Annotated in this window: 22 protein-coding genes; 8 read left to right on the top strand and 14 right to left on the bottom strand. The window is 72.0% G+C overall.

Features of this window, described 5'->3' with window-relative positions:
• Positions 1 to 34: 34 nt before the first annotated feature.
• Complete coding sequence (locus J5X86_RS24755; RefSeq protein ID WP_208518949.1) at positions 35 to 505, top strand: OsmC family protein; 471 nt, start codon at positions 35 to 37, stop codon at positions 503 to 505.
• Between the two features lie 16 nt (positions 506 to 521).
• Here the strand turns inward: J5X86_RS24755 and J5X86_RS24750 are convergent, their stop codons facing one another.
• Positions 522 to 1,622 carry an alkene reductase gene (locus tag J5X86_RS24750; protein WP_208518948.1) on the bottom strand — a complete coding sequence of 367 codons (1,101 nt, stop codon included), beginning with the start codon at positions 1,620 to 1,622 and terminating at the stop codon, positions 522 to 524.
• Positions 1,623 to 1,728: 106 nt separating this feature from the next.
• Here J5X86_RS24750 and J5X86_RS24745 point away from each other — a divergent pair, with 106 nt between their 5' ends.
• The 3 genes from J5X86_RS24745 (at position 1,729) to J5X86_RS24735 (ending at position 3,860) form a co-directional block, all read left to right on the top strand.
• Positions 1,729 to 2,094: a MerR family transcriptional regulator gene (locus tag J5X86_RS24745; RefSeq protein ID WP_208518947.1), complete on the top strand. Its 366-nt coding sequence runs from the start codon at positions 1,729 to 1,731 to the stop codon at positions 2,092 to 2,094.
• Between the two features lie 93 nt (positions 2,095 to 2,187).
• Entirely contained in the window at positions 2,188 to 2,829 is a 642-nt protein-coding gene (locus tag J5X86_RS24740) for an RNA polymerase sigma factor (RefSeq protein ID WP_208518946.1), read from the top strand.
• The gene (locus J5X86_RS24735) at positions 2,826 to 3,860 is read left to right on the top strand and encodes a CU044_5270 family protein (protein ID WP_208518945.1); all 1,035 of its coding nucleotides are present in this window, start codon (positions 2,826 to 2,828) and stop codon (positions 3,858 to 3,860) included. Before J5X86_RS24740 ends, J5X86_RS24735 begins: the two co-directional genes overlap by 4 nt.
• 328 nt (positions 3,861 to 4,188) lie before the next feature.
• On the opposite strand, the gene hisF is transcribed toward J5X86_RS24735, so the two are convergent.
• The 8 genes from hisF to hisD form a co-directional block, all read right to left on the bottom strand.
• Positions 4,189 to 4,959, bottom strand: a complete 771-nt coding sequence (gene hisF, locus J5X86_RS24730) for an imidazole glycerol phosphate synthase subunit HisF (RefSeq protein ID WP_208518944.1) — start codon at positions 4,957 to 4,959, stop codon at positions 4,189 to 4,191.
• Complete coding sequence (locus J5X86_RS24725; RefSeq protein WP_078640896.1) at positions 4,956 to 5,366, bottom strand: RidA family protein; 411 nt, start codon at positions 5,364 to 5,366, stop codon at positions 4,956 to 4,958. Before J5X86_RS24725 ends, hisF begins: the two co-directional genes overlap by 4 nt.
• Positions 5,363 to 6,094 (bottom strand): bifunctional 1-(5-phosphoribosyl)-5-((5-phosphoribosylamino)methylideneamino)imidazole-4-carboxamide isomerase/phosphoribosylanthranilate isomerase PriA, encoded by a 732-nt coding sequence (gene priA, locus J5X86_RS24720; RefSeq protein ID WP_078640897.1) that lies wholly within the window; start codon positions 6,092 to 6,094, stop codon positions 5,363 to 5,365. The genes J5X86_RS24725 and priA overlap by 4 nt, the downstream gene beginning before the upstream one ends.
• Before the next feature lie 77 nt (positions 6,095 to 6,171).
• A complete protein-coding gene (hisH, locus tag J5X86_RS24715; protein ID WP_208518943.1) occupies positions 6,172 to 6,837 on the bottom strand; it encodes an imidazole glycerol phosphate synthase subunit HisH in 666 nt (221 codons plus the stop codon).
• Positions 6,828 to 6,992, bottom strand: a complete 165-nt coding sequence (locus tag J5X86_RS24710) for a hypothetical protein (protein WP_162952980.1) — start codon at positions 6,990 to 6,992, stop codon at positions 6,828 to 6,830. The genes hisH and J5X86_RS24710 overlap by 10 nt, the downstream gene beginning before the upstream one ends.
• 172 nt (positions 6,993 to 7,164) lie before the next feature.
• Positions 7,165 to 7,758, bottom strand: a complete 594-nt coding sequence (gene hisB / locus J5X86_RS24705; RefSeq protein WP_078640899.1) for an imidazoleglycerol-phosphate dehydratase HisB — start codon at positions 7,756 to 7,758, stop codon at positions 7,165 to 7,167.
• Positions 7,755 to 8,873: a histidinol-phosphate transaminase gene (locus J5X86_RS24700; RefSeq protein WP_208518942.1), complete on the bottom strand. Its 1,119-nt coding sequence runs from the start codon at positions 8,871 to 8,873 to the stop codon at positions 7,755 to 7,757. The genes hisB and J5X86_RS24700 overlap by 4 nt, the downstream gene beginning before the upstream one ends.
• On the bottom strand, positions 8,870 to 10,195 hold the full coding sequence (gene hisD / locus J5X86_RS24695; RefSeq protein ID WP_208518941.1) for a histidinol dehydrogenase: 1,326 nt from the start codon (positions 10,193 to 10,195) through the stop codon (positions 8,870 to 8,872). The genes J5X86_RS24700 and hisD overlap by 4 nt, the downstream gene beginning before the upstream one ends.
• Before the next feature lie 156 nt (positions 10,196 to 10,351).
• On the opposite strand from hisD, the gene J5X86_RS24690 reads away from it, so the two are divergent.
• The 3 genes from J5X86_RS24690 to ybaK are packed head-to-tail and all read left to right on the top strand — an operon-like array spanning position 10,352 to position 13,253.
• The gene (locus J5X86_RS24690; protein WP_208518940.1) at positions 10,352 to 11,947 is read left to right on the top strand and encodes an oxidoreductase; all 1,596 of its coding nucleotides are present in this window, start codon (positions 10,352 to 10,354) and stop codon (positions 11,945 to 11,947) included.
• A gap of 56 nt (positions 11,948 to 12,003) precedes the next feature.
• Positions 12,004 to 12,744 (top strand): LON peptidase substrate-binding domain-containing protein, encoded by a 741-nt coding sequence (locus J5X86_RS24685; protein ID WP_093461062.1) that lies wholly within the window; start codon positions 12,004 to 12,006, stop codon positions 12,742 to 12,744.
• Between the two features lie 11 nt (positions 12,745 to 12,755).
• Positions 12,756 to 13,253 (top strand): Cys-tRNA(Pro) deacylase, encoded by a 498-nt coding sequence (ybaK, locus tag J5X86_RS24680; RefSeq protein WP_208518939.1) that lies wholly within the window; start codon positions 12,756 to 12,758, stop codon positions 13,251 to 13,253.
• Between the two features lie 618 nt (positions 13,254 to 13,871).
• Here the strand turns inward: ybaK and J5X86_RS24675 are convergent.
• The 4 genes from J5X86_RS24675 to J5X86_RS24660 form a co-directional block, all read right to left on the bottom strand.
• Positions 13,872 to 14,600 (bottom strand): ABC transporter permease, encoded by a 729-nt coding sequence (locus J5X86_RS24675; RefSeq protein WP_208518938.1) that lies wholly within the window; start codon positions 14,598 to 14,600, stop codon positions 13,872 to 13,874.
• Between the two features lie 59 nt (positions 14,601 to 14,659).
• The gene (locus tag J5X86_RS24670; protein WP_374229287.1) at positions 14,660 to 15,562 is read right to left on the bottom strand and encodes an ABC transporter permease; all 903 of its coding nucleotides are present in this window, start codon (positions 15,560 to 15,562) and stop codon (positions 14,660 to 14,662) included.
• A gap of 75 nt (positions 15,563 to 15,637) precedes the next feature.
• Positions 15,638 to 16,678 carry an ABC transporter ATP-binding protein gene (locus J5X86_RS24665; RefSeq protein ID WP_208518937.1) on the bottom strand — a complete coding sequence of 347 codons (1,041 nt, stop codon included), beginning with the start codon at positions 16,676 to 16,678 and terminating at the stop codon, positions 15,638 to 15,640.
• Between the two features lie 490 nt (positions 16,679 to 17,168).
• Positions 17,169 to 18,476, bottom strand: a complete 1,308-nt coding sequence (locus J5X86_RS24660; RefSeq protein WP_208518936.1) for an NYN domain-containing protein — start codon at positions 18,474 to 18,476, stop codon at positions 17,169 to 17,171.
• Between the two features lie 291 nt (positions 18,477 to 18,767).
• Between J5X86_RS24660 and J5X86_RS24655 the strand changes: the two genes are divergently transcribed.
• Complete coding sequence (locus tag J5X86_RS24655; protein WP_208518935.1) at positions 18,768 to 18,947, top strand: hypothetical protein; 180 nt, start codon at positions 18,768 to 18,770, stop codon at positions 18,945 to 18,947.
• A 149-nt stretch (positions 18,948 to 19,096) separates the two neighbouring features.
• Here J5X86_RS24655 and J5X86_RS24650 read toward each other — a convergent pair.
• A partial coding sequence (locus J5X86_RS24650) for an OB-fold nucleic acid binding domain-containing protein (protein ID WP_243981317.1) occupies positions 19,097 to 19,865 on the bottom strand: 769 nt, incomplete at its 5' end.

Genomic DNA, 19,865 nt, shown 5'->3' with positions numbered 1-19,865 from the left:
CGAGCGCTTCACAACGGAAGGGAGCACACAGCCGATGGGCCGACAGCACTCCTACCGCGCCACCGTCCGGTGGACCGGCAATACCGGTTCGGGGACGAGTGGTTACCGGGGCTACGAGCGGGCGCACGACATTCTCGGGGACGGCAAGCCGACCCTGCGGGGCAGCGCCGATCCGGCGTTTCTGGGGGATCCGGAGGTCTGGAATCCGGAGGAGTTCCTGCTGGTCTCGCTCTCGCAGTGCCACATGCTGACGTACCTCTCCATATGCGCCCGGGACGGGGTGAGGGTCACCGCGTACGAGGACGTCGCCACCGGGGTGATGGAGGAGGCGGCCGGGCACAGTGGGCGCTTTACCGAGGTGGTGCTCAATCCGGTGGTCACCGTCGCGGACGCGGCGATGGTGGAGCGGGCGCGTTCGGCGCACCATGACGCCCATCAGGCGTGCTTCATCGCCAACTCGGTCAACTTCCCCGTCCATCACCGGCCGACCATCCGGGTCGGCTGAGCCGGGTCGGCTGGGCTCAGGCCGCCGTCAGCGTGGGGTAGTCCGTGTAGCCGGTCTCGCCGCCCACGTACATCAGATACGCGTCCCGGATGGGGTTGAGCGGGGCGCCGGTGCGCAGGCGGGTCACCAGGTCGGGGTTGGCCAGAAAGGTGCGGCCGAGGGCGATCAGGTCGGCTCCGGCGGCCAGCAGCCGCTCGGCCTGGCGCATGCCGCCGTCGGCGGGGACGCCGTCGCCGGGCAGTGACGGGTTGGCGATCAGCGTGGCGGGCCAGGCGGCGCGGAGTTCCCGGAAGAGCGGGTGGTCCGGTTCGGCGCGGACGATGTGGAGGTAGGTAAGGCCGGTGTCCGCCAGTTCCTTGATGAGGGCGGGGTAGAGGGTCTCGGTGTCGCCCTCCTTGATGCCGTTGACGGTGGATCCGGGGGAGATGCGCAGGCCCACCCGCTCGGGGCCGATCGCATCGGCGACGGCGTGGACCACCTCGGCCACGAACCGGATGCGCCCCGCCACCGAGCCGCCGTAGGCGTCGGTGCGGCGGTTGGTGTTCTGGGCCAGGAACTGGTGGAGGAGGTAGCCGTTGGCGGCGTGCACCTCCACTCCGGCGAAGCCCGCGTCGAGGGCGTTGCGCGCGGCGGCGGCGAAGTCGGCGACGGTGGAGCGGATCTCCTCGACCGTCATCTCGCGTGGTACGACGGCCTCTTGGTGGCCGCCGGGGGTGAAGATCGTCTCCGGGAACGGGACCGGCGAGGGGGCCAGCGGAGTCAGCCCGCTGGTGTCCGGGTGGCCGACCCGGCCGCCGTGCTGCAGTTGGAGGAACATCCGGCCGTCCGCCGCGTGCACCGCGTCGGTCACTCGCCGCCATCCGGCCACCTGCGCCGCGCTGTGGATCGCGGCGATATCGGGGTAGGTCTGCCCCACCGCGTTGGGCGTGGCGGCCTCGGCGACGATCAGCCCGGCCGTGGCGCGCTGTGCGTAGTAGGTGGCCATGATCGGTTCGGGTACGCCGTCGGCGGCGGCGCGGTTGCGGGTCATCGGCGCCATCACCAGGCGGTTGGGGAGGTCGAGAGGGCCGAGGCGGGCGGGTTCGAAGAGGCTGGGTATCCGGGGTGTGTGCGTCATGCCGGTACGGTAGAACTTGACATCAGTGTCAGATTCAAGTCCTCAGATTCAAGCCCTCTGAGTCACGTCCTCTGAGTCACGTCCCAACCCGGCAGACGAGGTGAGCATGCGGATCGGCGAACTGGCTCGGCGCACCAGCGTGAGCGAGCGCTCCCTGCGCTATTACGAGAAGCAGGGTCTGATGACGGCCGAGCGCACGCCGGGCGGCCATCGCGATTACCCCGACAGCGCGGTGGACCGGGTCATCCGCATCCAGGAGCTCTTCGCCGCCGGGCTGTGCAGCGAGAAGATCGCCCAACTGCTCCCCTGCATGCGCGACTCGGACGGCGGCCCGTCGCGGGTGGCCAACGGGCAGCTGGTCTCCGACCTGACGGTGGAGCGGGAGCGCATCGACCGCATGATCGCGGACCTGCTCCGCTCCCGTGAGGTCCTGGACGAGGTGATCGAGGCGGCGTCGGTCCCGGCCGAGTAACCGGGCCCCTCAGCGCCCGCGCTCCACGTGTGGCGCAGGTCACGGGAACTACCTCCGCCGTGCGGAGAGGCACGGGTGTGAGGTGTAAACAACATGAGTGATGGCCTGCGAGCGCGGGTACGGGCGGGTGACCGCGAGGCGTTCGCGGAGCTCTACGCGGAGTACGCGCGTGCGGTCTACAACCATGCCTACCGGCTGACCGGCGACTGGTCGGTGGCCGAAGAGGTGATGGGGGACACGTTCCTCGACGCCTGGCGTACCCGAGCGCAACTGGAGCCGGGCGACGGCACGCTGAAACCGTGGCTGCTGGGCGTGGCGACGAACAAGGCCCGCAACGCCAACCGCGGCATCGGCCGGCGCCTGGCCTTCCTGGCCCGCCGCCCGGCGCCCGCCCCGGTGGCGGACTTCGCCGACGAGGCCGCCGGGCGGATCGACGACGCCCGCCGGCTCGCCGCCGTGCGCACGGTGTATGGCCGGCTGCGGCGCGGCGAGCAGGAGGTGTTGGCGCTGTGCGTGTGGTCCGGGCTGGACTACGCGCAGGCCGCCCAGGCGCTGGGGATTCCGGTGGGCACCGTGCGCTCGCGGCTGTCCCGGGCCCGCGCCCGGCTGCGCAAGCTCGCCGAGCAGCGGCTCGCGGAAGAAAAGACGGAACCGCCACACCGTCGCGGAGAGGTACAGCGTGAGGCCGCGTTCGCGGCCCTGCCCTATCAGGAGTTTCAGGAGGAACCCCGATGAACGCCGCTGGCTCCGGGCCCGACCGGGCCGAGCACGAGGAAGCGGAGCGCGAGGAACTGGCCCGGCTGCTTCCCGCCCCGGCCGAGCGGGACGTTCCTTCCGAGCCCTACCTCCACCACAAGGACCGTTTGATGCAGCACATCGATGACGACCAGAACCGCACCCCCGCCTCCGCCCCCGCCCGGAAGGCCCGGCCGCGGCTGCTGCGCCCCGCGCTGGTGATGCCCGCCGCGGCCCTGGCGCTGGCCGGGGCGCTGGCCGTCACCTTCACCGGGGGCGGAGGGTCCGGCGACAGCGCCGCCCAGCCCCGCGAGACCGCCACCGTCCTGCTCGACCGGATCGCCGGGACCGCGGCGAAGTCGGACGTCAAGCCGGTGCGGCAGGACCAGTTCGTCTACGTCAAGAGCGTCGGGGCCGGGGCCGAGATGAAGGAGAACGGCGCCTCCAAGCTGGAGCCGCGGGGCGAGCGCGAGGTCTGGAAGTCGCAGCGGGTGAAGCGGATCACCAAGACCGGCGAGATACACGATGAGGGGGGCTACTCCTCGATGTACGAACTGGGAGGGTCTACGGCGGGCATCGACCGCCCCACGTACCAGTGGCTGGCGTCCCTGCCGACCGACCCGGACGCCCTGCTCAAGGAGATCGACCGGATGACCGAGCCGGAAGAGGGCCAGGAGAAGGCGCAGGCCGTCTTCGACCAGATCGGTCGGTTGCTGGGCGATGTGATGCCGCCGGAGACCGCCGCCGCGCTGTACAAGGCCGCCGCGAAGATCCCCGGAGTGACACGGCACGAGGACGCGGTGGACGCGGCGGGCCGCCACGGGTTCGCCATCGCCCGCGTCGACAAGCGGACGTGGGTTGCGACCGAGTGGGTCTTCGACCGGGACAGCCTCGCCTACCTCGGTGACCGCAGCTACCGGACGAAGGACTTCGCGGCGGGCAAGAAGGGCGACGTCCTGGAGGAGTACGCCATTCTGGAGCACGGGATCGTGGACGCGTACCGCGAGCGGCCGGAGTCGGCCACGAAGTGACAACCAACCTCGGGCCACGCAGCAGGCTGCTCCCGTCCCCGCCCTTCCCGCGGCATCAATATGCGGCGCTGCCCCAGACCCCGGGGTCCAGGGGCAAAGCCCCTGGCAACGCAATCCAGCCCCTCCGGCGTTTGAGGAGCGGGGTCCGGGGGCGGAGCCCCTGGTAGCGGGGAGGGGAAAGCATCGATATGCGGCTCCGCCGCGTGGTCCGTCGGTCACCCCGTGGCGCGCGCGTGGGCGTGGTTGACGTGACGCCCTGAGGGCCATGGCGTGAGACCACGAAGCGGGGGATCACCATCCGGTGATCCCCCGCTTCGGCGCGTCTCGCTCAGCGCACCGGGTGCCCCGCGTCCCGCAGCGCGTCCTTCACCTGGCCGATCCGCAGATCGCCGAAGTGGAAGACGGACGCCGCCAGCACCGCGTCGGCACCCGCGGCGACCGCCGGCGGGAAGTCGGCCAGCTTGCCGGCGCCGCCACTGGCGATGACCGGGATGGTCACATGTTTGCGGACGGCCTCGATCATGGCCGTGTCATAGCCGTCCTTGGTGCCGTCCGCGTCCATGGAGTTCAGCAGGATCTCCCCCGCGCCCAGCTCCGCCGCGCGGTGGGCCCATTCGACGGCGTCGATGCCGGTGCCGCGGCGGCCGCCGTGGGTGGTGACCTCGTAGCCGGAGGAGGTCACCGTCCCTTCGGGGCAGCGGCGGGCGTCGACCGAGAGGACGAGCACCTGGCTGCCGAAGCGCTGGGAGATCTCGCGGATGAGCTCGGGGCGGGCGATGGCGGCGGTGTTGACGCCGACCTTGTCCGCCCCGGCGCGCAGCAGCTTGTCGACGTCCTCCGGGGCACGGACGCCCCCGCCGACCGTCAGCGGGATGAAGACCTGCTCGGCGGTGCGGCGGACCACGTCATAGGTGGTCTCGCGGTCGCCCGAGGAGGCGGTGATGTCGAGGAAGGTCAGCTCGTCCGCGCCCTCCTCGCCGTAGACCTTGGCCATCTCGACCGGGTCGCCCGCGTCGCGCAGATTCTGGAAGTTGACGCCCTTGACGACCCGGCCGTTGTCCACGTCCAGGCAGGGGATGACTCGGACCGCCAGGGTCATGTCTGTCGTGCTCCTCGGAATGCTTCCAGTTCGACTTCCACCAGGACGCGCGAGTCGACGAAACCGGACACCACGACCAGCGTCGTGGTGGGGCGTACGGCGTCGAAGAGCTCCTTGTGGGCGCGGCCCACTTCGTCCACGTCGCGGGCGTGGGTGAGGTACATACGGGTGCGGACCACCGATTCGACGCCCAGGTCGAACTTCTTCAGCGCGTCCAGCGCATGGCGGAAGGCGGCGAGCGTCTGTTCGTACGGATCCCCCTCGCCCTCCAGTACGCCGCGCTCCGCCAGCGGCATCGTCCCGGCGACGAGCACCAGGTCACCGACCTCGACGGCCCGGGCGAACCCGATGGTCTCCTCCCAGGGGCTGTCGGTCTGGACCCGCCGCGCGGACTCGGGTGAGGTCATACGGATACCGCCTCCAACGCCTCTTCCAAGGTGAACGCCTTGGCGTAGAGTGCCTTGCCCACGATGGCGCCCTCGACACCTTCCGGTACCAGAGTCGCAAGGGCACGCAGGTCGTCAAGCGAGGAAACGCCGCCGGAGGCGACGACGGGCTTTTCGGTCGCGGCGCAGACATTGCGCAGCAGCTCCAGGTTGGGGCCCTGGAGGGTGCCGTCCTTGGCGATGTCGGTGACGACGTAGCGGGCGCAGCCCTCGGAGTCGAGGCGGGCCAGCGTCTCGTACAGATCGCCGCCGTCCCGGGTCCAGCCGCGGCCGCGCAGCGTGGTGCCACGCACATCGAGGCCCACCGCGATGAGGTCGCCATGCTCGGCGATGACCTTGGCGACCCATTCCGGGGACTCCAGGGCGGCCGTGCCGAGGTTCACCCGGGCGCAGCCGGTGGCCAGGGCGGCGGACAGCGAGGCGTCGTCGCGGATGCCGCCGGACAGCTCGACCCTGAGGTCCATGGCGCGGGCCACCTCGGCGATCTGCTCGCGGTTGTCCCCGGTGCCGAAGGCGGCGTCGAGGTCCACCAGGTGCAGCCATTCGGCGCCCGCCCGCTGCCAGGCCAGGGCGGCCTCCATCGGGTCGCCGTACGACGTCTCGGAGCCGGACTCGCCGTGGACAAGGCGGACGGCCTGGCCGTCGCGGACATCGACGGCGGGGAGGAGTTCGAGGCGGTTCGAGCGCATGCGGACAACCTTCGGTGAGAGCGTGCGGGCGGTGCGGGTGGGGAGGGCAGGTGCGGACCGGGACCGGCGCGGGCCGGTCAGAGCGTGTCGAGCCAGTTGCGGAGCAGCCGCGCTCCGGCGTCACCCGACTTCTCGGGGTGGAACTGGGTGGCCCACAGCGGGCCGTTCTCCACGGCGGCGACGAACGGCTCGCCATGGGTGGCCCAGCTGACCTTGGGGGAGGGCATGTGGGGGTTGGTGACCTCGAGCTCCCAGGTGCGGACCGCGTAGGAGTGGACGAAGTAGTAGCGCTCGCCCTCGTCCAGGCCCGCGAAGAGCTGTGAGTCCTCGGGCGCCTTGACCGTGTTCCAGCCCATGTGAGGGACGACGGGGGCGCGCAGCGGCTCGACCGTGCCGGGCCATTCGTCCAGGCCCTCGGCCTCGACGCCGTGCTCGATACCGCGCCCGAAGAGGATTTGCATGCCGACGCAGATGCCCATGACCGGGCGGCCGCCGGACAGCCGGCGCCCCACGATCCAGTCGCCGCGCGCCTCACGCAGCCCGTTCATGCAGGCGGCGAAGGCACCGACGCCGGGCACGAGGAGGCCGTCGGCGGCCATGGCCTTGTCGTAGTCGCGGGTGATCTCGACCTGCGCGCCGACATGGGCGAGGGCCCGCTCGGCGGAGCGTACGTTGCCGAATCCGTAGTCGAAGACGACGACGTTCTTCGCGGTCGTGCTGTTCGTCAGGTCGCTCAATTCCATACCTCAAGCCGCAGGATCCCGGCGAGCAGCGCCATCGTGGCACCGATCCCGAGCAGCGTGACGATGCTCTTGGAGATGCCCTGCTTGACGAAGGAGATGACCCCGCCGAGCAGAAACAGCCCCACGAGGATGAACACGGTCGACAAGCCGTTCAAGACGCTACCTCGTTCGCTTCTCCGCCCGCGCGGCGAAACCGCGGGTCGAGTGCCGTCTGCGGCCCGGCGGCCGCGCGCGCGACGCTCGCCGCTACCTCGTTCGCTTCTCCGCCCGCGCGGCGAAACCGCGGGTCGAGTGCCGTCTGCGACCCGGCGGCCGCGCGCGCGACGCTCACAGGGCCCCCTTCGTGGAGGGGAGGATCCCGGCGGCGCGGGGGTCGCGCTCGCTGGCGTAGCGCAGGGCCCGCGCCAGGGCCTTGAACTGGCACTCCACGATGTGGTGCGCGTTGCGCCCGTACGGGACGTGGACGTGCAGGGCGATCTGCGCCTGGGCCACGAAGGACTCCAGGATGTGCCGGGTCATCGTGGTGTCGTAGCTGCCGATCATCGGCGCGATGTTCTCCGGCTCGGTGTGCACCAGGTACGGGCGGCCGGAGAGGTCGACCGTCACCTGGGCCAGCGACTCGTCCAGCGGCACCGTGCAGTTGCCGAACCGGTAGATGCCCACCTTGTCGCCGAGCGCCTGCTTGAAGGCGGCGCCCAGCGCGAGGGCGGTGTCCTCGATGGTGTGGTGGGTGTCGATGTGCAGGTCGCCCTCGGTCTTGACCGTGAGGTCGAAGAGGCCGTGGCGGCCGAGCTGGTCGAGCATGTGGTCGTAGAAGCCGACACCTGTCGACACATCGACCTGGCCGGTGCCGTCGAGATCGATCTCGACGACGACCGAGGTCTCCTTGGTCGTGCGCTCCACACGTCCCACGCGGGTCATGTGCTCTTCTCCTTCATCAGCTCGCGTACCGCGTCGAGGAACGCGTCGTTCTCGGCCGGTGTGCCCGCGGTGACCCGCAGCCGGCCCGGTACGCCGTTGTCACGGACCAGGACGCCCCGGTCCAGCAGGCCCTGCCACGCCGCGTGGGCGTCCTCGAAGCGGCCGAACTGGACGAAGTTGGCGTCGGAGTCGGTCACCTCGCAGCCAAGGGTGCGCAGCTCGCTCACCAGCCGGTCGCGCTCGGCCTTCAGCGCCTCGACGTACCCCAGCAGCGTATCGGTGTGCTCCAGGGCGGCCAGCGCGGTGGCCTGGGTGACGGCGGACAGGTGGTACGGCAGGCGGACCAGTTGGACGGCATCGACGACCGCCGGATCGGCGGCGAGGTAGCCGAGCCGCAGTCCGGCCGCGCCGAACGCCTTGGACATGGTGCGCGAGAGCACCAGCCGCGGCCGCCCCTCGATCAGCGGCAGCAGCGACGGACGGTGGCTGAACTCCCCGTACGCCTCGTCCACGACGACGAGGGCCCCGGCGGCCTCCGCCCTGGCGGCCTGCGCCGCCTCGTAGAGCGCCAGCACCGTCTCGGCCGCGACGGCCGTCCCCGTCGGATTGTTCGGCGAGGTGATGAAGACGACATCGGGGCGGTGCTCGGCGATGGCCTTACGGGCGGCATCGACATCGATGGTGAAATCGTCGTTCCGGGGACCGGAAATCCAGCCGGTGCCGGTGCCGCGCGAGATCAGCGCGTGCATCGAGTACGAGGGCTCGAAGCCGATCGCGGTGCGCCCCGGCCCGCCGAAGGTCTGCAGAAGCTGCTGCAGCACCTCGTTGGACCCGTTGGCCGCCCACACCTGGGCGACACCGACCTCGAGACCGGCCGTACGGCTGAGGTAGCGGGCCAGCTCGGTGCGGAGCTCGACCGCGTCCCGGTCCGGGTAGCGGTTGAGGTTCCGGGCCGCCTCGGTGACCCGCTCGGCGATGCGGGCGACCAGCGGCTCGGGCAGCGGATAGGGGTTCTCGTTGGTGTTCAGCCGTACGGGCACCTCGAGCTGCGGGGCGCCGTACGGGGATTTACCACGGAGCTCGTCCCGGATCGGGAGATCGTCAATGCCGGTCACTTGCTCGGTGGCACCTTCCAGTCGAACCTTGCCTTCACCGCGGCGCCGTGGGCGGGCAGATCCTCCGCCTCGGCCAGCGTCACCACATGGCCGGCGATCTCGGCCAGCGCCTCCCGGCTGTAGTCCACCACATGGATGCCGCGCAGGAACGACTGTACGGACAGCCCCGAGGAGTGGCAGGCGCAGCCGCCCGTGGGCAGCACATGGTTGGAGCCCGCCGCGTAGTCGCCGAGCGACACGGGCGCGAAGGCCCCGACGAAGATCGCCCCGGCATTGCGCACCCGGGCCGCGACGGCCGCCGCGTCCTCGGTCTGGATCTCCAGGTGCTCGGCCGCGTACGCGTCCACGACGGCCAGGCCCTGCTCGAGGCCGTCGACCAGCACGATGCCGGACTGCCGCCCGGACAGCGCCGGACGGATCCGGTCCTCGACGTGCTTGGTGGCCCCCAGCTGGACGTCCAGCTCCTTCTCGACCGCGGCGGCCAGCTCCTCGGAGTCGGTGACCAGCACGGAGGCGGCCAGCGGGTCGTGCTCGGCCTGGCTGATCAGGTCCGCGGCGACGTGCACCGGGTCGGCGGTGGCGTCGGCGAGGATGGCGATCTCGGTCGGCCCGGCCTCGGCGTCGATGCCGATCCGGCCCTTGAGCAGCCGCTTGGCCGCGGCCACAAAGATGTTGCCCGGCCCGGTCACCATCGAGACCGGGCGGCAGTCCTCGGTGCCGTAGGCGAACATGGCGACGGCCTGGGCGCCACCCGCCGCGTACACCTCGTCCACGCCCAGCAGCGCGCACGCCGCGAGGATCGTGGGGTGCGGTAGCCCGCCGAACTCCGCCTGCGGCGGGGAGGCGACGGCCATCGAGCCGACCCCGGCCTCCTGCGCGGGCACCACGTTCATCACCACGGAGGAGGGGTAGACCGAGCGCCCGCCCGGTACGTACAGCCCGACGCGCTCGACCGGCACCCAGCGCTCGGTGACCGTGCCGCCCGGCACCACCTGGGTGGTGTGGTCGGTGCGCCGCTGGTCGCGGTGGACCAGCCGGGCCCGCCGGACGGACTCCTCCAGGGCGGCGCGCACGGCCGGGTCCAGCTCCACCAGGGCGCGCTCCAGCGCCTCCGCGGGGACCCGCACCCGTTCTATGGCGACGCCGTCGAACCGATGGGCGTAGTCGATCAACGCAGCGGTACCGCGATGGCGCACGTCGTCGCAGATGGGCCGCACCTTCTCCAGGGCGGCCTCGACGTCGAGCTCGGCACGGGGCAGCAAGTCGCGGTCGATCCCGCCTTCCGGGAAGGCGGCACCGCGCAGATCGATACGGGAGATCACGCGATCAATTGTCTCAGACCCGCCACGACGCCCCTCCCCCCGTATCAGTCAGTGATACGGACGCCCTAAGTTGACCCTGACCGTTGGCGTTCAACCGGTTACTCAGCGGGAATGTGCTCCGTACGGGGACACGGAGAATCAGGAGGGGACACGGCTGTGACCGAGCCGCACGATGGCGACCCACCCCCGGGCCTCGATCTGACCACCGCCGAATGGGGCATGTGGCAGGCGTTCCGCAATGGCAGCACCCATGATCTGCGCACCTCGCACCCCCAGCGGAACGACCCCGCCGGCCCGTATGCCTGGGGCCCGGAGCGCAGTGTCCGCGCGCGTGTCGTGGCCCTCCTGCTGCTGGACGGGCCGCCCGCGCAGCCGGGCCGGGTCGCCGCGCTCAAGCTCAACGGGGTGCACATCACCGGCACGCTCGACCTGGCCGGCGGGAACATCGAGCCCTATGTGGAGCTGAAGAACTGCCGCTTCGAGCGGGAGGTGCTGCTCCCCGAGGCGCAGTTCACCACCCTGCGCCTGGTGGGCTGCGCCCTTCCCCGGCTGGAGGCGGCCCGGCTGCGCACCGAGGGGGATCTGCATCTGCCGCGCTGTGTGGTCGAACACGGGATCCGGCTCACCGACGCCCATATCGGCACGGATTTACTGCTCAACCAGCTCATCGTGCGCCGCGACCGCCGGGGCATGTCCATCAGCGCCGACGGGCTGACCGTCGCCCAGGACTTCCAGGCCGACATGATCGAGTCCTATGGCGAGCTGAGCCTGCGCGGGGCGCAGATCGGGGTATCGCTCAGCCTGCGCGGCAGCCGGCTGCGCAACCCTCACGGCCGCCGCGCGCTCAACGCGCCGCAGCTCACCGTGGAGCGCAGCCTCTATCTCACCGCGGGCGGGGTGAGCACGTACTCCAGCGGCTCCACCCCGCCGTACGGCACCGCCTCCACCCCCACCCGGGGCACCCGGATCCAGCGCTTCGAATGCGAGGGCGGGATCCGGCTGGACGACGGGCGGATCGGCGACGCCATCGACTTCGACCAGGCCCGCTTCATCATGGAGAACGACCAGGAGCTGTCGCTGCGCCGGGTCCAGACGCCCGAGCTGCGCTTCCTCGGGGAGCGGCCGCAGCGCGGGCGGGTGATCCTCTCCGGCGCCCGGGTGGTCAATCTTGTCGACAAGTCGGTGAGCTGGCCGGGGCCGGGCGGGCTGACCATGGCCGGGTTCAGCTATGAGTGTCTGATTCCGCGCGGCCACTTCCCGCTGGCCCGGCGGCTGGAGTGGGTGGCCGCGGCGACCCCCGAGTACGCGCCCGAGCCGTACGAGATGCTGGCCAACACGATGCGGGCCAGCGGCGAGGACGCCGACGCGCGCGAGGTGCAGCTCGCCAAGCAGCGCCGCCGCCGGGAGACGCTGCCGGTCGCCGGGAAGGTGTGGGGCTATCTCCAGGACTGGACGGTGGCCTACGGGTACCGCCCGGGCCGGGCCGCGGTGTGGATGGCGGTGCTGTGGGCGGTCGGCTCGGTGTTCTTCGCCCACAACCGGCCGGAGGCGCTGAAGCCGGCTGAATCCCCGAACTGGAACGCCTCGCTGTACACGCTCGATCTGCTGATCCCGGTGATCGATCTGGGCATGGACGGCTACTGGAGACCGGACGGCGCCGTCCAATGGGCGTCCATCGTGATGATCCTGCTGGGCTGGGTGCTGGCCACCGCGGTAGCCGCCGGTGCGTCCCGGCTGCTGCGCCGCCAGTGACCGGCTGCTGCGGCGCCAGTGAAAGGAAACGCGCGGGGCCATTAGGCTTACGCCCCGTGACCTCCGCGCGCCTTCCGCTCTTCCCGCTGAACACGGTGCTGTTCCCGGGGCTCGTCATGCCCCTGAACGTCTTCGAGCAGCGGTACCGCTCCCTGATGCGCGATTTGTCGGCGCTTCCCGAGGACGCGCCGCGCCGGTTCGGGGTGATCGCGATCCGGGACGGCCATGAGGTCGCCCCGAGCGCGGTCGGCCTCCCGGACTCCGTCACGCGGCCGGACCCCGGCCCCACGGCCGGGTTCGGACCGGATCCCGCCAAGTCCTTCTACGCCGTGGGGTGCGTGGCGGACGCGGCCACCATCCGGGAGCAGGAGGACGGCACCTTCGAGGTGCTGGCCACCGGCACCACCCGCTTCGAACTGGTCTCCGTGGACTCCTCCGGCCCCTATCTGACGGCCGAGGTCAAGGAGCTGGAGGAGGAGCAGGGCGAGGGTGCCGGGGCGCTGGCCTCGGGGGTGGTACGGGCCTTCCGCATGTACCAGAAGCGGCTCGCGGGCGCCCGTGAGCGGACCCTGGCGAACGAGCAGGACCTGCCGGGCGAACCGTCCGTGCTCTCCTACCTGGTGGCGGCCGCGGCCGTACTCGACACGCCCGCGAAGCAGCGGCTGCTGCAGGCGCCGGACACCGCGAGCCGGCTGGCCGACGAGCTGAAACTCCTTCGCGCCGAGAGCGCCGTCATCGGTAAGCTCCCGTCGCTCCCGGCCGTCGATCTGACCCGCGGTCCCACCAGCCCCAACTGACGCGGACGAATATGCCCAAGAAGACCAAGAAGACCTCGGCGGGCACCCCCGCCACCACCGCCCTCACCGCGGCGGGCACGGATTTCACCCTGCACTCCTACGAGCACGACCCGGCAGCCCCCTCCTACGGCGAGGAGGCCGCCCAGGCGCTCGGCGTCGAACCGGGCCGGGTCTTCAAGACGCTTGTCGCGAGCGTCGATGACCGCCTTACGGTCGCCATCGTGCCGGTCTCGGCCACGCTCGACCTCAAGGCGCTCGCCTCGGCGGTGGGCGGCAAGCGCGCCACGATGGCGGACCCCGCGGCGGCCGAGCGCACCACGGGCTATGTGCGGGGCGGGATCTCCCCGCTCGGTCAGCGCAAGCGCCTTCCCACGGCCCTGGACGAGTCGGCCACCGGCTACGAGACGATCTGCGTCTCGGCGGGCCGCCGCGGGCTGGAGGTCGAGCTGTCGCCGGGGGATCTGGCGTCGCTGACAGACGCGGTACTGGCGCCGATCGCCCGCGCATAGCGCCCGGGGGCGGACGCGCTCGTAGCGCTTCCGGCCAGCCCGCGAAGAACCTCCGTACCGGGCCTACGGGATGTCCGGCGGGATCTTTCCCCTCCCCGCCCCTTCCCGCGGCATCGATGCGGCTCCGCCGCGTGGCAGGGGCTCCGCCCCTGGCCCCCGGGGTCTGGGGCAGCACCCTGCCACGCGGCGGAGCCGCATATCAATGCGCGGCAAAGGGTCGGGGAGGGGAAACAGCCTGCCCGCCCCTTCCCGATACCAGAGACCCCGTCCCTCGAACCCGGGGCCTGGGGCAGCACCCCCCACACGGCGGAGCCGCATATCAATGCGCGGCAAAGGGCCGGGGAGGGGAACAGCCTGCCCACCGCTACCCGATGCCAGAGACCCCGTCCCTGGAACCCGGGGCCTGGGGCGGAGCCCCAGTTTCGGGAAGGGGCGGGGAGGGGAACAGCCCCTGGAACCCGGAGCCTGGGGCAGCACCCCGCCACGCGGCGGAGCCGCATATCGATGCCGTGGGAAGGGGCGGGGAGGGGAAACAGCTCGCCGCAGGCGTCACGATCCGCTGGACAACCCCTAGGCGCTTCGAGGCGGGCCTAGCGCTTTGGGCGGGCCGAACCGCTCTCAGCGTGCTTCCGGGCTCGCCACGTGCGGCAGCGCGGGCTCCGGGTCCCGGGGGCCGAACAACCCCGTCAGCGCCAGATGGATCACCATCGCCGCCACCGACCACGCCAGCAGCGCACCCTTCGCGCCCAGCTTGAGCGGTCCGTCGAAGGTGACGCCCTTACCGGCCTCCTTGGCATGGGCCACGACGTCCGAGGTGGGCCCCAGCCAAAGGCCCAGCCGCCAGGCGATCACCGAGGCGAGCACCCCGCCGATCGCCAGGCCGATGACCAGCGCGATACCGCCGTGGCGGAAGAGCAGAAAGACGATGAGGGCCGAGACGGCCCCGAAGGCGAGCCCGAGCAGTGTGAACACACCGTCCGCGCCGATCGCGTCCTCCCCTTCCGAGTTCTTCAGATAGACGGCGGAGCCGTCCGAGACCAGGGGAACCTTCGGCGCCAACCACAGCCACAGCAGTCCCAGAAGCACCCCGGAGACCGCCACCGCGATGGCGACCAGCGACGCCTGCACCAGTTCGGCGCGCAACTCGGGCCCCGGCTCGGAGTGCTCGGAGTGCTCCGAGCCCTCCGGATGCCCGGAAGGGTGCTCGGGGTGCTCGGGGTGCTCCGGGTATCCGGAGGGATTCGGCACGGAGGAGTCCCCGGCAGGCTGCCCGTGGGCCGGGGGGCGGCCCTCGGCGGGGTCCTCGTGCGGCGGAGGCGGATCATGTGGCGTCAACGGTGCGGTCACCCCGTCATCGTGCCAGGCGGACGGCGTACTTCGGTCGGCGGGACGTTCGCTGCGGCGCGTCACCGCACGGCCGCCCGCCGATAGGCCCAGGTCGCGGCGGCGAGGGACACCACGGCCACCCCGGCGCACACCCCGAGGTCGGCACAGACCACCCACCAGTCGGGCTGCCCGTCGAAGGTCCGGGCCAGGGCCTCCACACCGTACGTCGACGGCAGCAGATCGCGCGCGTACGACACCACCTGCGGCATCCGGTCCGCGGGCAGCACCCCCAGCAGCAGCGCGGCGGACATCCCCAACTGCCCGCACAGCGTGGCGAGTTCCTGACGCGGGGCGAGCAGCCCCAGCACGGCGCCGAGTCCGGCGAGGGCGGCGCCGGAGAGGGGGATCACGGCGAGGAGGATCCACAGATGCGTCATGGGCAGTTGGAAGAGCACACTGCCCATGACCGCGGTGACGATGGTTCCGGGCACGGTGAAGGAGGCGTACGCGGCGGCCGCCCCGAGCACCACGGCCGAGGGCGGCACCGGCAGGGTCGCGTAGTGGTCGAGCCCGCCGCTGGCCCGGAGCTGGCCGAAGTACTGGGCGAGCAGGTTGAGCGCCACGAAGGCGACGACCAGCACGCTCGACCCGGCCACCACCGACCGCGCCTCGCTCCCGCCGTCCACCACCCCGCGCATCAGGATCATGATCCCGATGGACTGGAAGGTGGCCACGAAGAGCAGCGGTATCCGGGCCACCCGGGCCCGCGAGAGCTGGGCGCGGTAGACCGCGGCGAGCGCGGGGAAAAGCCGCGCCCGCGCCGCCAGCGGCGCGGGGATGTTCCCGGCCTCACCGGACACCCCCGACGTACCGGAGGTACCGGATGTACCGGACGAGGCACCGGGCGCACTGGGCAGCCCAGCGGAAGCACCGGACACACCAGTGGTCCCGGACACACCGGACACGGCGGGCATGACACTCACGTTGCGCGGCTCCTCTTCGCCTCTACGGCTCTTACGGTCACGGTCACCGACGTGTTCACCGGCTCGCCCCGGCGGTCACGCCTTCACCAGCCCCTCCGCGCCCTCCGCACGGCCGCCCAGGGCGATGTACACATCCTCCAGGCTCGGCGTGGCAAGGGTGAAATCGTCCAGCGCCGCGAAGGCGGGGCCACCGGTCACGGTGGCGATGGCGGCGCGCGCCTCGTCCGGCGGGAGCCGGAGCGTCCAGCGCCGCCCGGAGACTCCGTCGGCGGCCCGGGCCGCCTCGGCGGCGCTCCGCAGGGCGGCGACCTCGGGCACGTCCAGCGGCGGCTCGGCGCGCCACACCAGCTCCAGCCGCACCTCGTCGGCGACCAGCGCCTTCAGACCGGCGGGCGTGTCGCAGGCGATGACCTTGCCGCGGTCCAGCACGGCGACCCGGTCCAGCACCGTTTCCGCCTCGATCACATTGTGGGTGACCAGCACCACGGTCACGCCCCGCTCGGCCCGCCGCCGGTCCACGGCCGCCCATACGGCGCGCCGGGCGACGGGGTCCATCCCGCTGGTGGGCTCGTCCAGCACCAGCAGCGGCCGCTCCCCCACCAGCGCCGCGGCGACGCAGGCCAGCCGCCGCTGGCCGCCGGAGAGCTTCTTCAGCGGGCGCCCGGCGATCTCCCCGAGCCCCAGCTCCTCGATCACCGCGTCCCGCTCGGCACGGGCCGCGCGGGCCTCCAGCCCGCGCAGCCGCGCGGTGGTCTCGGCGGCGAGGGCGACGGTCAGCTCGTCCAGCGCGGTCGAGTCCTGGCCGAGGTAGCACAGCAGCCGGGCGGCGCGCTCGGGGTGGCGTACGAGATCGTGGCCGAGCACCCGCACACTGCCCTCGTCGGGCCGCAGCAGGCCGGTGAGCTGCCGTACGAGGGTGGATTTGCCGGCGCCGTTGGGCCCGAGCAGCCCGAAGACCTCGCCGCGCACCACATCGAGGTCGATGCCGTCGCTGGCCCGGACGGCGGGCGTGGCGGGGGCGCCGCGGCGGCCGCGCGCCGCGGGATAGGTCTTGACCAGGCCGCGCACGGTGCACACCACATCGCCACTCGTCGCCTGTTTCGCGCCCGTCCTCACGAGCTATGAGGGTACGCGCCCAAACACCCGCTCCCGTCCTCGGGGCCCTCGGGGACGGATCGGAGGATCACAGGACGAGGAGGGTCGGCGGCCCGGCCGTGTCGGTGTCGGTGCGGCCCTCGATGGGGTGGTGTGCGCGGGCGTGGTGACCGTGAGCTCGCCGTCGGTCGGGGGCGGGAACGTTCCGGTGGCCGCGCCGACGGATCCGAAGGTGACGCCGGTGGCGGTCAGGAAGCCCGTGCCTAGGAGCGTGACAGTAGTGGGCCCGGCCGGTCCGGCATTGCTGCTCAGGCCGTGGCAGACCGGTGCGGGGATGACGAAGAGAGGAACGACAGGCGCAAGAGGCGCATTACGGCGGGCATGGAGCGGCGCGCCCGCCCGCAGCGAGCCCCCTGGACCCCGGGGCGGAGCCCTGCCACACGGCGGAGCCGCATATCGCTGGGGGAAGGGGAGCAGCCCGCCGCAGGCGTCAAGATCTGCCGGATATCCCCTAGCCGCCCGTCTGGGCGGGCTCCGCGGCCGAGCGGAGGTCGATTTCGCGCCAGAATCCCGCCCGGATCGCATAGCGGTCGTGCTCGTCGATCTGGTCGTCCTTGTGGGCCAGCAGCCCGAAGCGGGCCGCGTAGCGCAGCAGTTCACCGTCGATGCGGTGCGGGATGCGGGGGTACTCCGTGGAGATCTGGCGCAACGGACCCGGGTCGGCGAGCCGGTCGGTCCAGCGGCGGGCGAACACCTGGCCGACCTCGAAGGGGTCGCCGCTGACGGCCGTGATGTCCTCCTCGCGGTCGGCCCAGCGCTGCTCGGCGCTGGTGAGCTGGGCCAGCATGGGCAGGTTGGCGGTCTCCGGCGGCTCCCCCACGGCGCCGGGACCCCGGTCGACCCAGCCCTTGTCGGAGGACCAGCGCAGGGTGGCGCCGGCGGCCTGCTGCCGCTCCGGCTGGCCGCCGGGCGCGGCCGGGCCACGGCCCAGGTCGGCGAGGTCCTTGGGGGTGGGCACCCCCTTGCCGGCACCCGCCCCCGCGACGTCCGTGCCCGCCTCGGGGGCCGGGGTGGCGGGGCGGCCGGGGGCGGCGGCCGGGCCGGTCACGTCGGCGCCGGGCCGGGCGGCGCCGTTACGGCCACCGGGTGCCTCCGCCGTGCCGGGCGACCCGCTCGCGGCCGCGGCGGCGGCCGTCTCCGGCAGCGGGGCGGAGAGAATGGCCGCGATCTCCGGGCGGGGCTCGGAGACGGGCGCACAGGGCCCGGGAAGCTCCTTGGCGCGCACCGCCCTGGTGATCCAGGTGCGGTCGAGGACGCGCCGCTCATCGGCCTCGGCGACGAGGTCCTCGGACTGGTTGTAGTCGCCGTCGGCGGCCTGGACCGCCCAGAGGTGGACGGCGACGCCGTGCTCCTTGGCCGACATCAGCCCGGGCAGCAGGTCCCCGTCGCCGGTGATGAGGACGATGTCGGCGCAGGCCCGGTTGCGCGCGAGCTCGGTGAGCTCGGCGTGCATGGCGGCATCCACGCCCTTCTGGGCCCAGCGGCCGTCACTGCGAGTGAGCGCGCCGAGCCGTACGGTCACCCGGGGCATCACGCGCAGCCGCCGGTGCTCGGGCTGGGGCACCCGGTCGGGGGCGCCGTCGAACCAGTAGATCCGCAGCAGCGGACACTCGGTTTCGGCCTCGGCCCGCTCCCGCAGGCCCTGGATGAGGGTCGCGTGGTCGACGGAGATGCGCGCTCGGGCGGGCTCCCCGGCCAGCAGGCTCGCGGCGGCGCCCAGCAGATACCCGGCGTCCACCAGGACGACGCAGCGGTCCACGTTCCACCCTCTTTCCTGACGGTCCAGTCCTCGGTCGCCCCCCGCGCACAGCCGTGCCCCCGGATGTGGTTTTCGGCTTTCCTTCGAGTCTGCCCGACCGTGCGGGGGTTATCAGTCCGAACTGGATCACCGGCGTGGCGGATACGGCTTACCCGCCAATACCCTCCTTCTCACTCACCGTAATTGCCCGAAATGCACGGGTCACCATGGCATGTCACTGTTTCTTCCCGAAGGGCTTCGCCCGGGAGGGCCCTTCGCCAGGGGGCTGATCCCAACCGGAGGAACACCACCATGGGCAAGAACAAGAACCGCGATCGCAAGCAGCAGCAGGAACAGCGTCAGGAGCGCGGCACGGCCGACCGCCCCGCCGAGCAGCAGCCGTCGATGGACGGGCAGTCGCAGGCGATGCGGCCGGAGGGCAGCCCCTCGACGGCGCGCAAGGGCCGGCAGAAGAGCTTCGGCCACAACTGACGCCCGCGCACCGGCGCTGAGCCACCGCGGTGGCAGGCCGCGTGACCGTGGCCCCCAGGGGCGCGCCCGATGCGGGCGCGCCCCTGGTGCGCTCTCGTCCCCGCCCTCGCCCTCGCCAACGTCGAGGGCGCGTCAGCGGGGCCGGGCACTCACCCGGCCAGGCAGGACGCCCCCAACAGCACCTTGAGATCGCCGAAGAGCGCCGGGTCGGCGGTGACGCGGTGCCGGTCGAGCCGCAGCACGGTGGTCTTCCGCGCCCCCTGGAGCTTGATCCGCACCTCGGTGGCGCCGCGGTGGTGGGTGAGCACCTCGCCCAGCTTCTCGACCAGCGGCGGGGTGACCTTGACCGTGGGAATGGTGATCGTCACGGGCGCGTTGGCCGATGCCTCGGAGAGATCGGGGACCATCAGCTCCATGGCGACCAGCCGGGGCACGTCCTCGCGCTTGTCGAGGCGGCCCTTGACGAAGACGACGGCGTCCTCGACGAGCTGGGTGGAGACCAGCTGATAAGTGGCCGGGAAGAACATGCACTCGATGGAGCCGGCCAGGTCCTCCACGGTGGCGATGGCCCAGGCGTTGCCCTGTTTGGTCATCTTGCGCTGCAGACCGGAGATGATGCCGCCGATGGTGACGATCGCGCCGTCCGCGTGCTCACCCCCGGTGAGCGCGGAGATCGCCGCGTCCGCCTTCTCGTTCAGCACATGCTCGATGCCGAACAGCGGATGATCGGAGACATACAGGCCCAGCATCTCCCGCTCCTGGGCCAGCAGATAGGTCTTCTCCCATTCGACGTCCGAGAACTCGACGTCGAGGCCGAAGCCCGGCCCCTCGCCGTCCCCGCCGTCACCGGCCATGCCGCCGAAGAGGTCGAACTGCCCCTCGGCCTCCTTGCGCTTGACCGCGACCACATTGTCGATC

This window comes from Streptomyces sp. NEAU-YJ-81, assembly GCF_017592595.1.
Taxonomy (GTDB): domain Bacteria; phylum Actinomycetota; class Actinomycetes; order Streptomycetales; family Streptomycetaceae; genus Streptomyces; species Streptomyces hygroscopicus_B.
The sequence above is the reverse complement of the archived record's forward strand: the minus strand, read 5'-3'. Positions and strand labels throughout refer to the sequence as shown.

What these genes read in the sequence shown, in the direction of transcription:
- J5X86_RS24755 (WP_208518949.1), top strand. Translation starts at nt 35, where the DNA reads ATGGGCCGACAGCACTCCTACCGCGCCACCGTCCGGTGGACCGGCAAT.
- J5X86_RS24750 (WP_208518948.1), bottom strand. Translation starts at nt 1,622, where the DNA reads ATGACGCACACACCCCGGATACCCAGCCTCTTCGAACCCGCCCGCCTC.
- J5X86_RS24745 (WP_208518947.1), top strand. Translation starts at nt 1,729, where the DNA reads ATGCGGATCGGCGAACTGGCTCGGCGCACCAGCGTGAGCGAGCGCTCC.
- J5X86_RS24740 (WP_208518946.1), top strand. Translation starts at nt 2,188, where the DNA reads ATGAGTGATGGCCTGCGAGCGCGGGTACGGGCGGGTGACCGCGAGGCG.
- J5X86_RS24735 (WP_208518945.1), top strand. Translation starts at nt 2,826, where the DNA reads ATGAACGCCGCTGGCTCCGGGCCCGACCGGGCCGAGCACGAGGAAGCG.
- hisF (WP_208518944.1), bottom strand. Translation starts at nt 4,959, where the DNA reads ATGACCCTGGCGGTCCGAGTCATCCCCTGCCTGGACGTGGACAACGGC.
- J5X86_RS24725 (WP_078640896.1), bottom strand. Translation starts at nt 5,366, where the DNA reads ATGACCTCACCCGAGTCCGCGCGGCGGGTCCAGACCGACAGCCCCTGG.
- priA (WP_078640897.1), bottom strand. Translation starts at nt 6,094, where the DNA reads ATGCGCTCGAACCGCCTCGAACTCCTCCCCGCCGTCGATGTCCGCGAC.
- hisH (WP_208518943.1), bottom strand. Translation starts at nt 6,837, where the DNA reads ATGGAATTGAGCGACCTGACGAACAGCACGACCGCGAAGAACGTCGTC.
- hisB (WP_078640899.1), bottom strand. Translation starts at nt 7,758, where the DNA reads ATGACCCGCGTGGGACGTGTGGAGCGCACGACCAAGGAGACCTCGGTC.
- ybaK (WP_208518939.1), top strand. Translation starts at nt 12,756, where the DNA reads ATGCCCAAGAAGACCAAGAAGACCTCGGCGGGCACCCCCGCCACCACC.
- J5X86_RS24655 (WP_208518935.1), top strand. Translation starts at nt 18,768, where the DNA reads ATGGGCAAGAACAAGAACCGCGATCGCAAGCAGCAGCAGGAACAGCGT.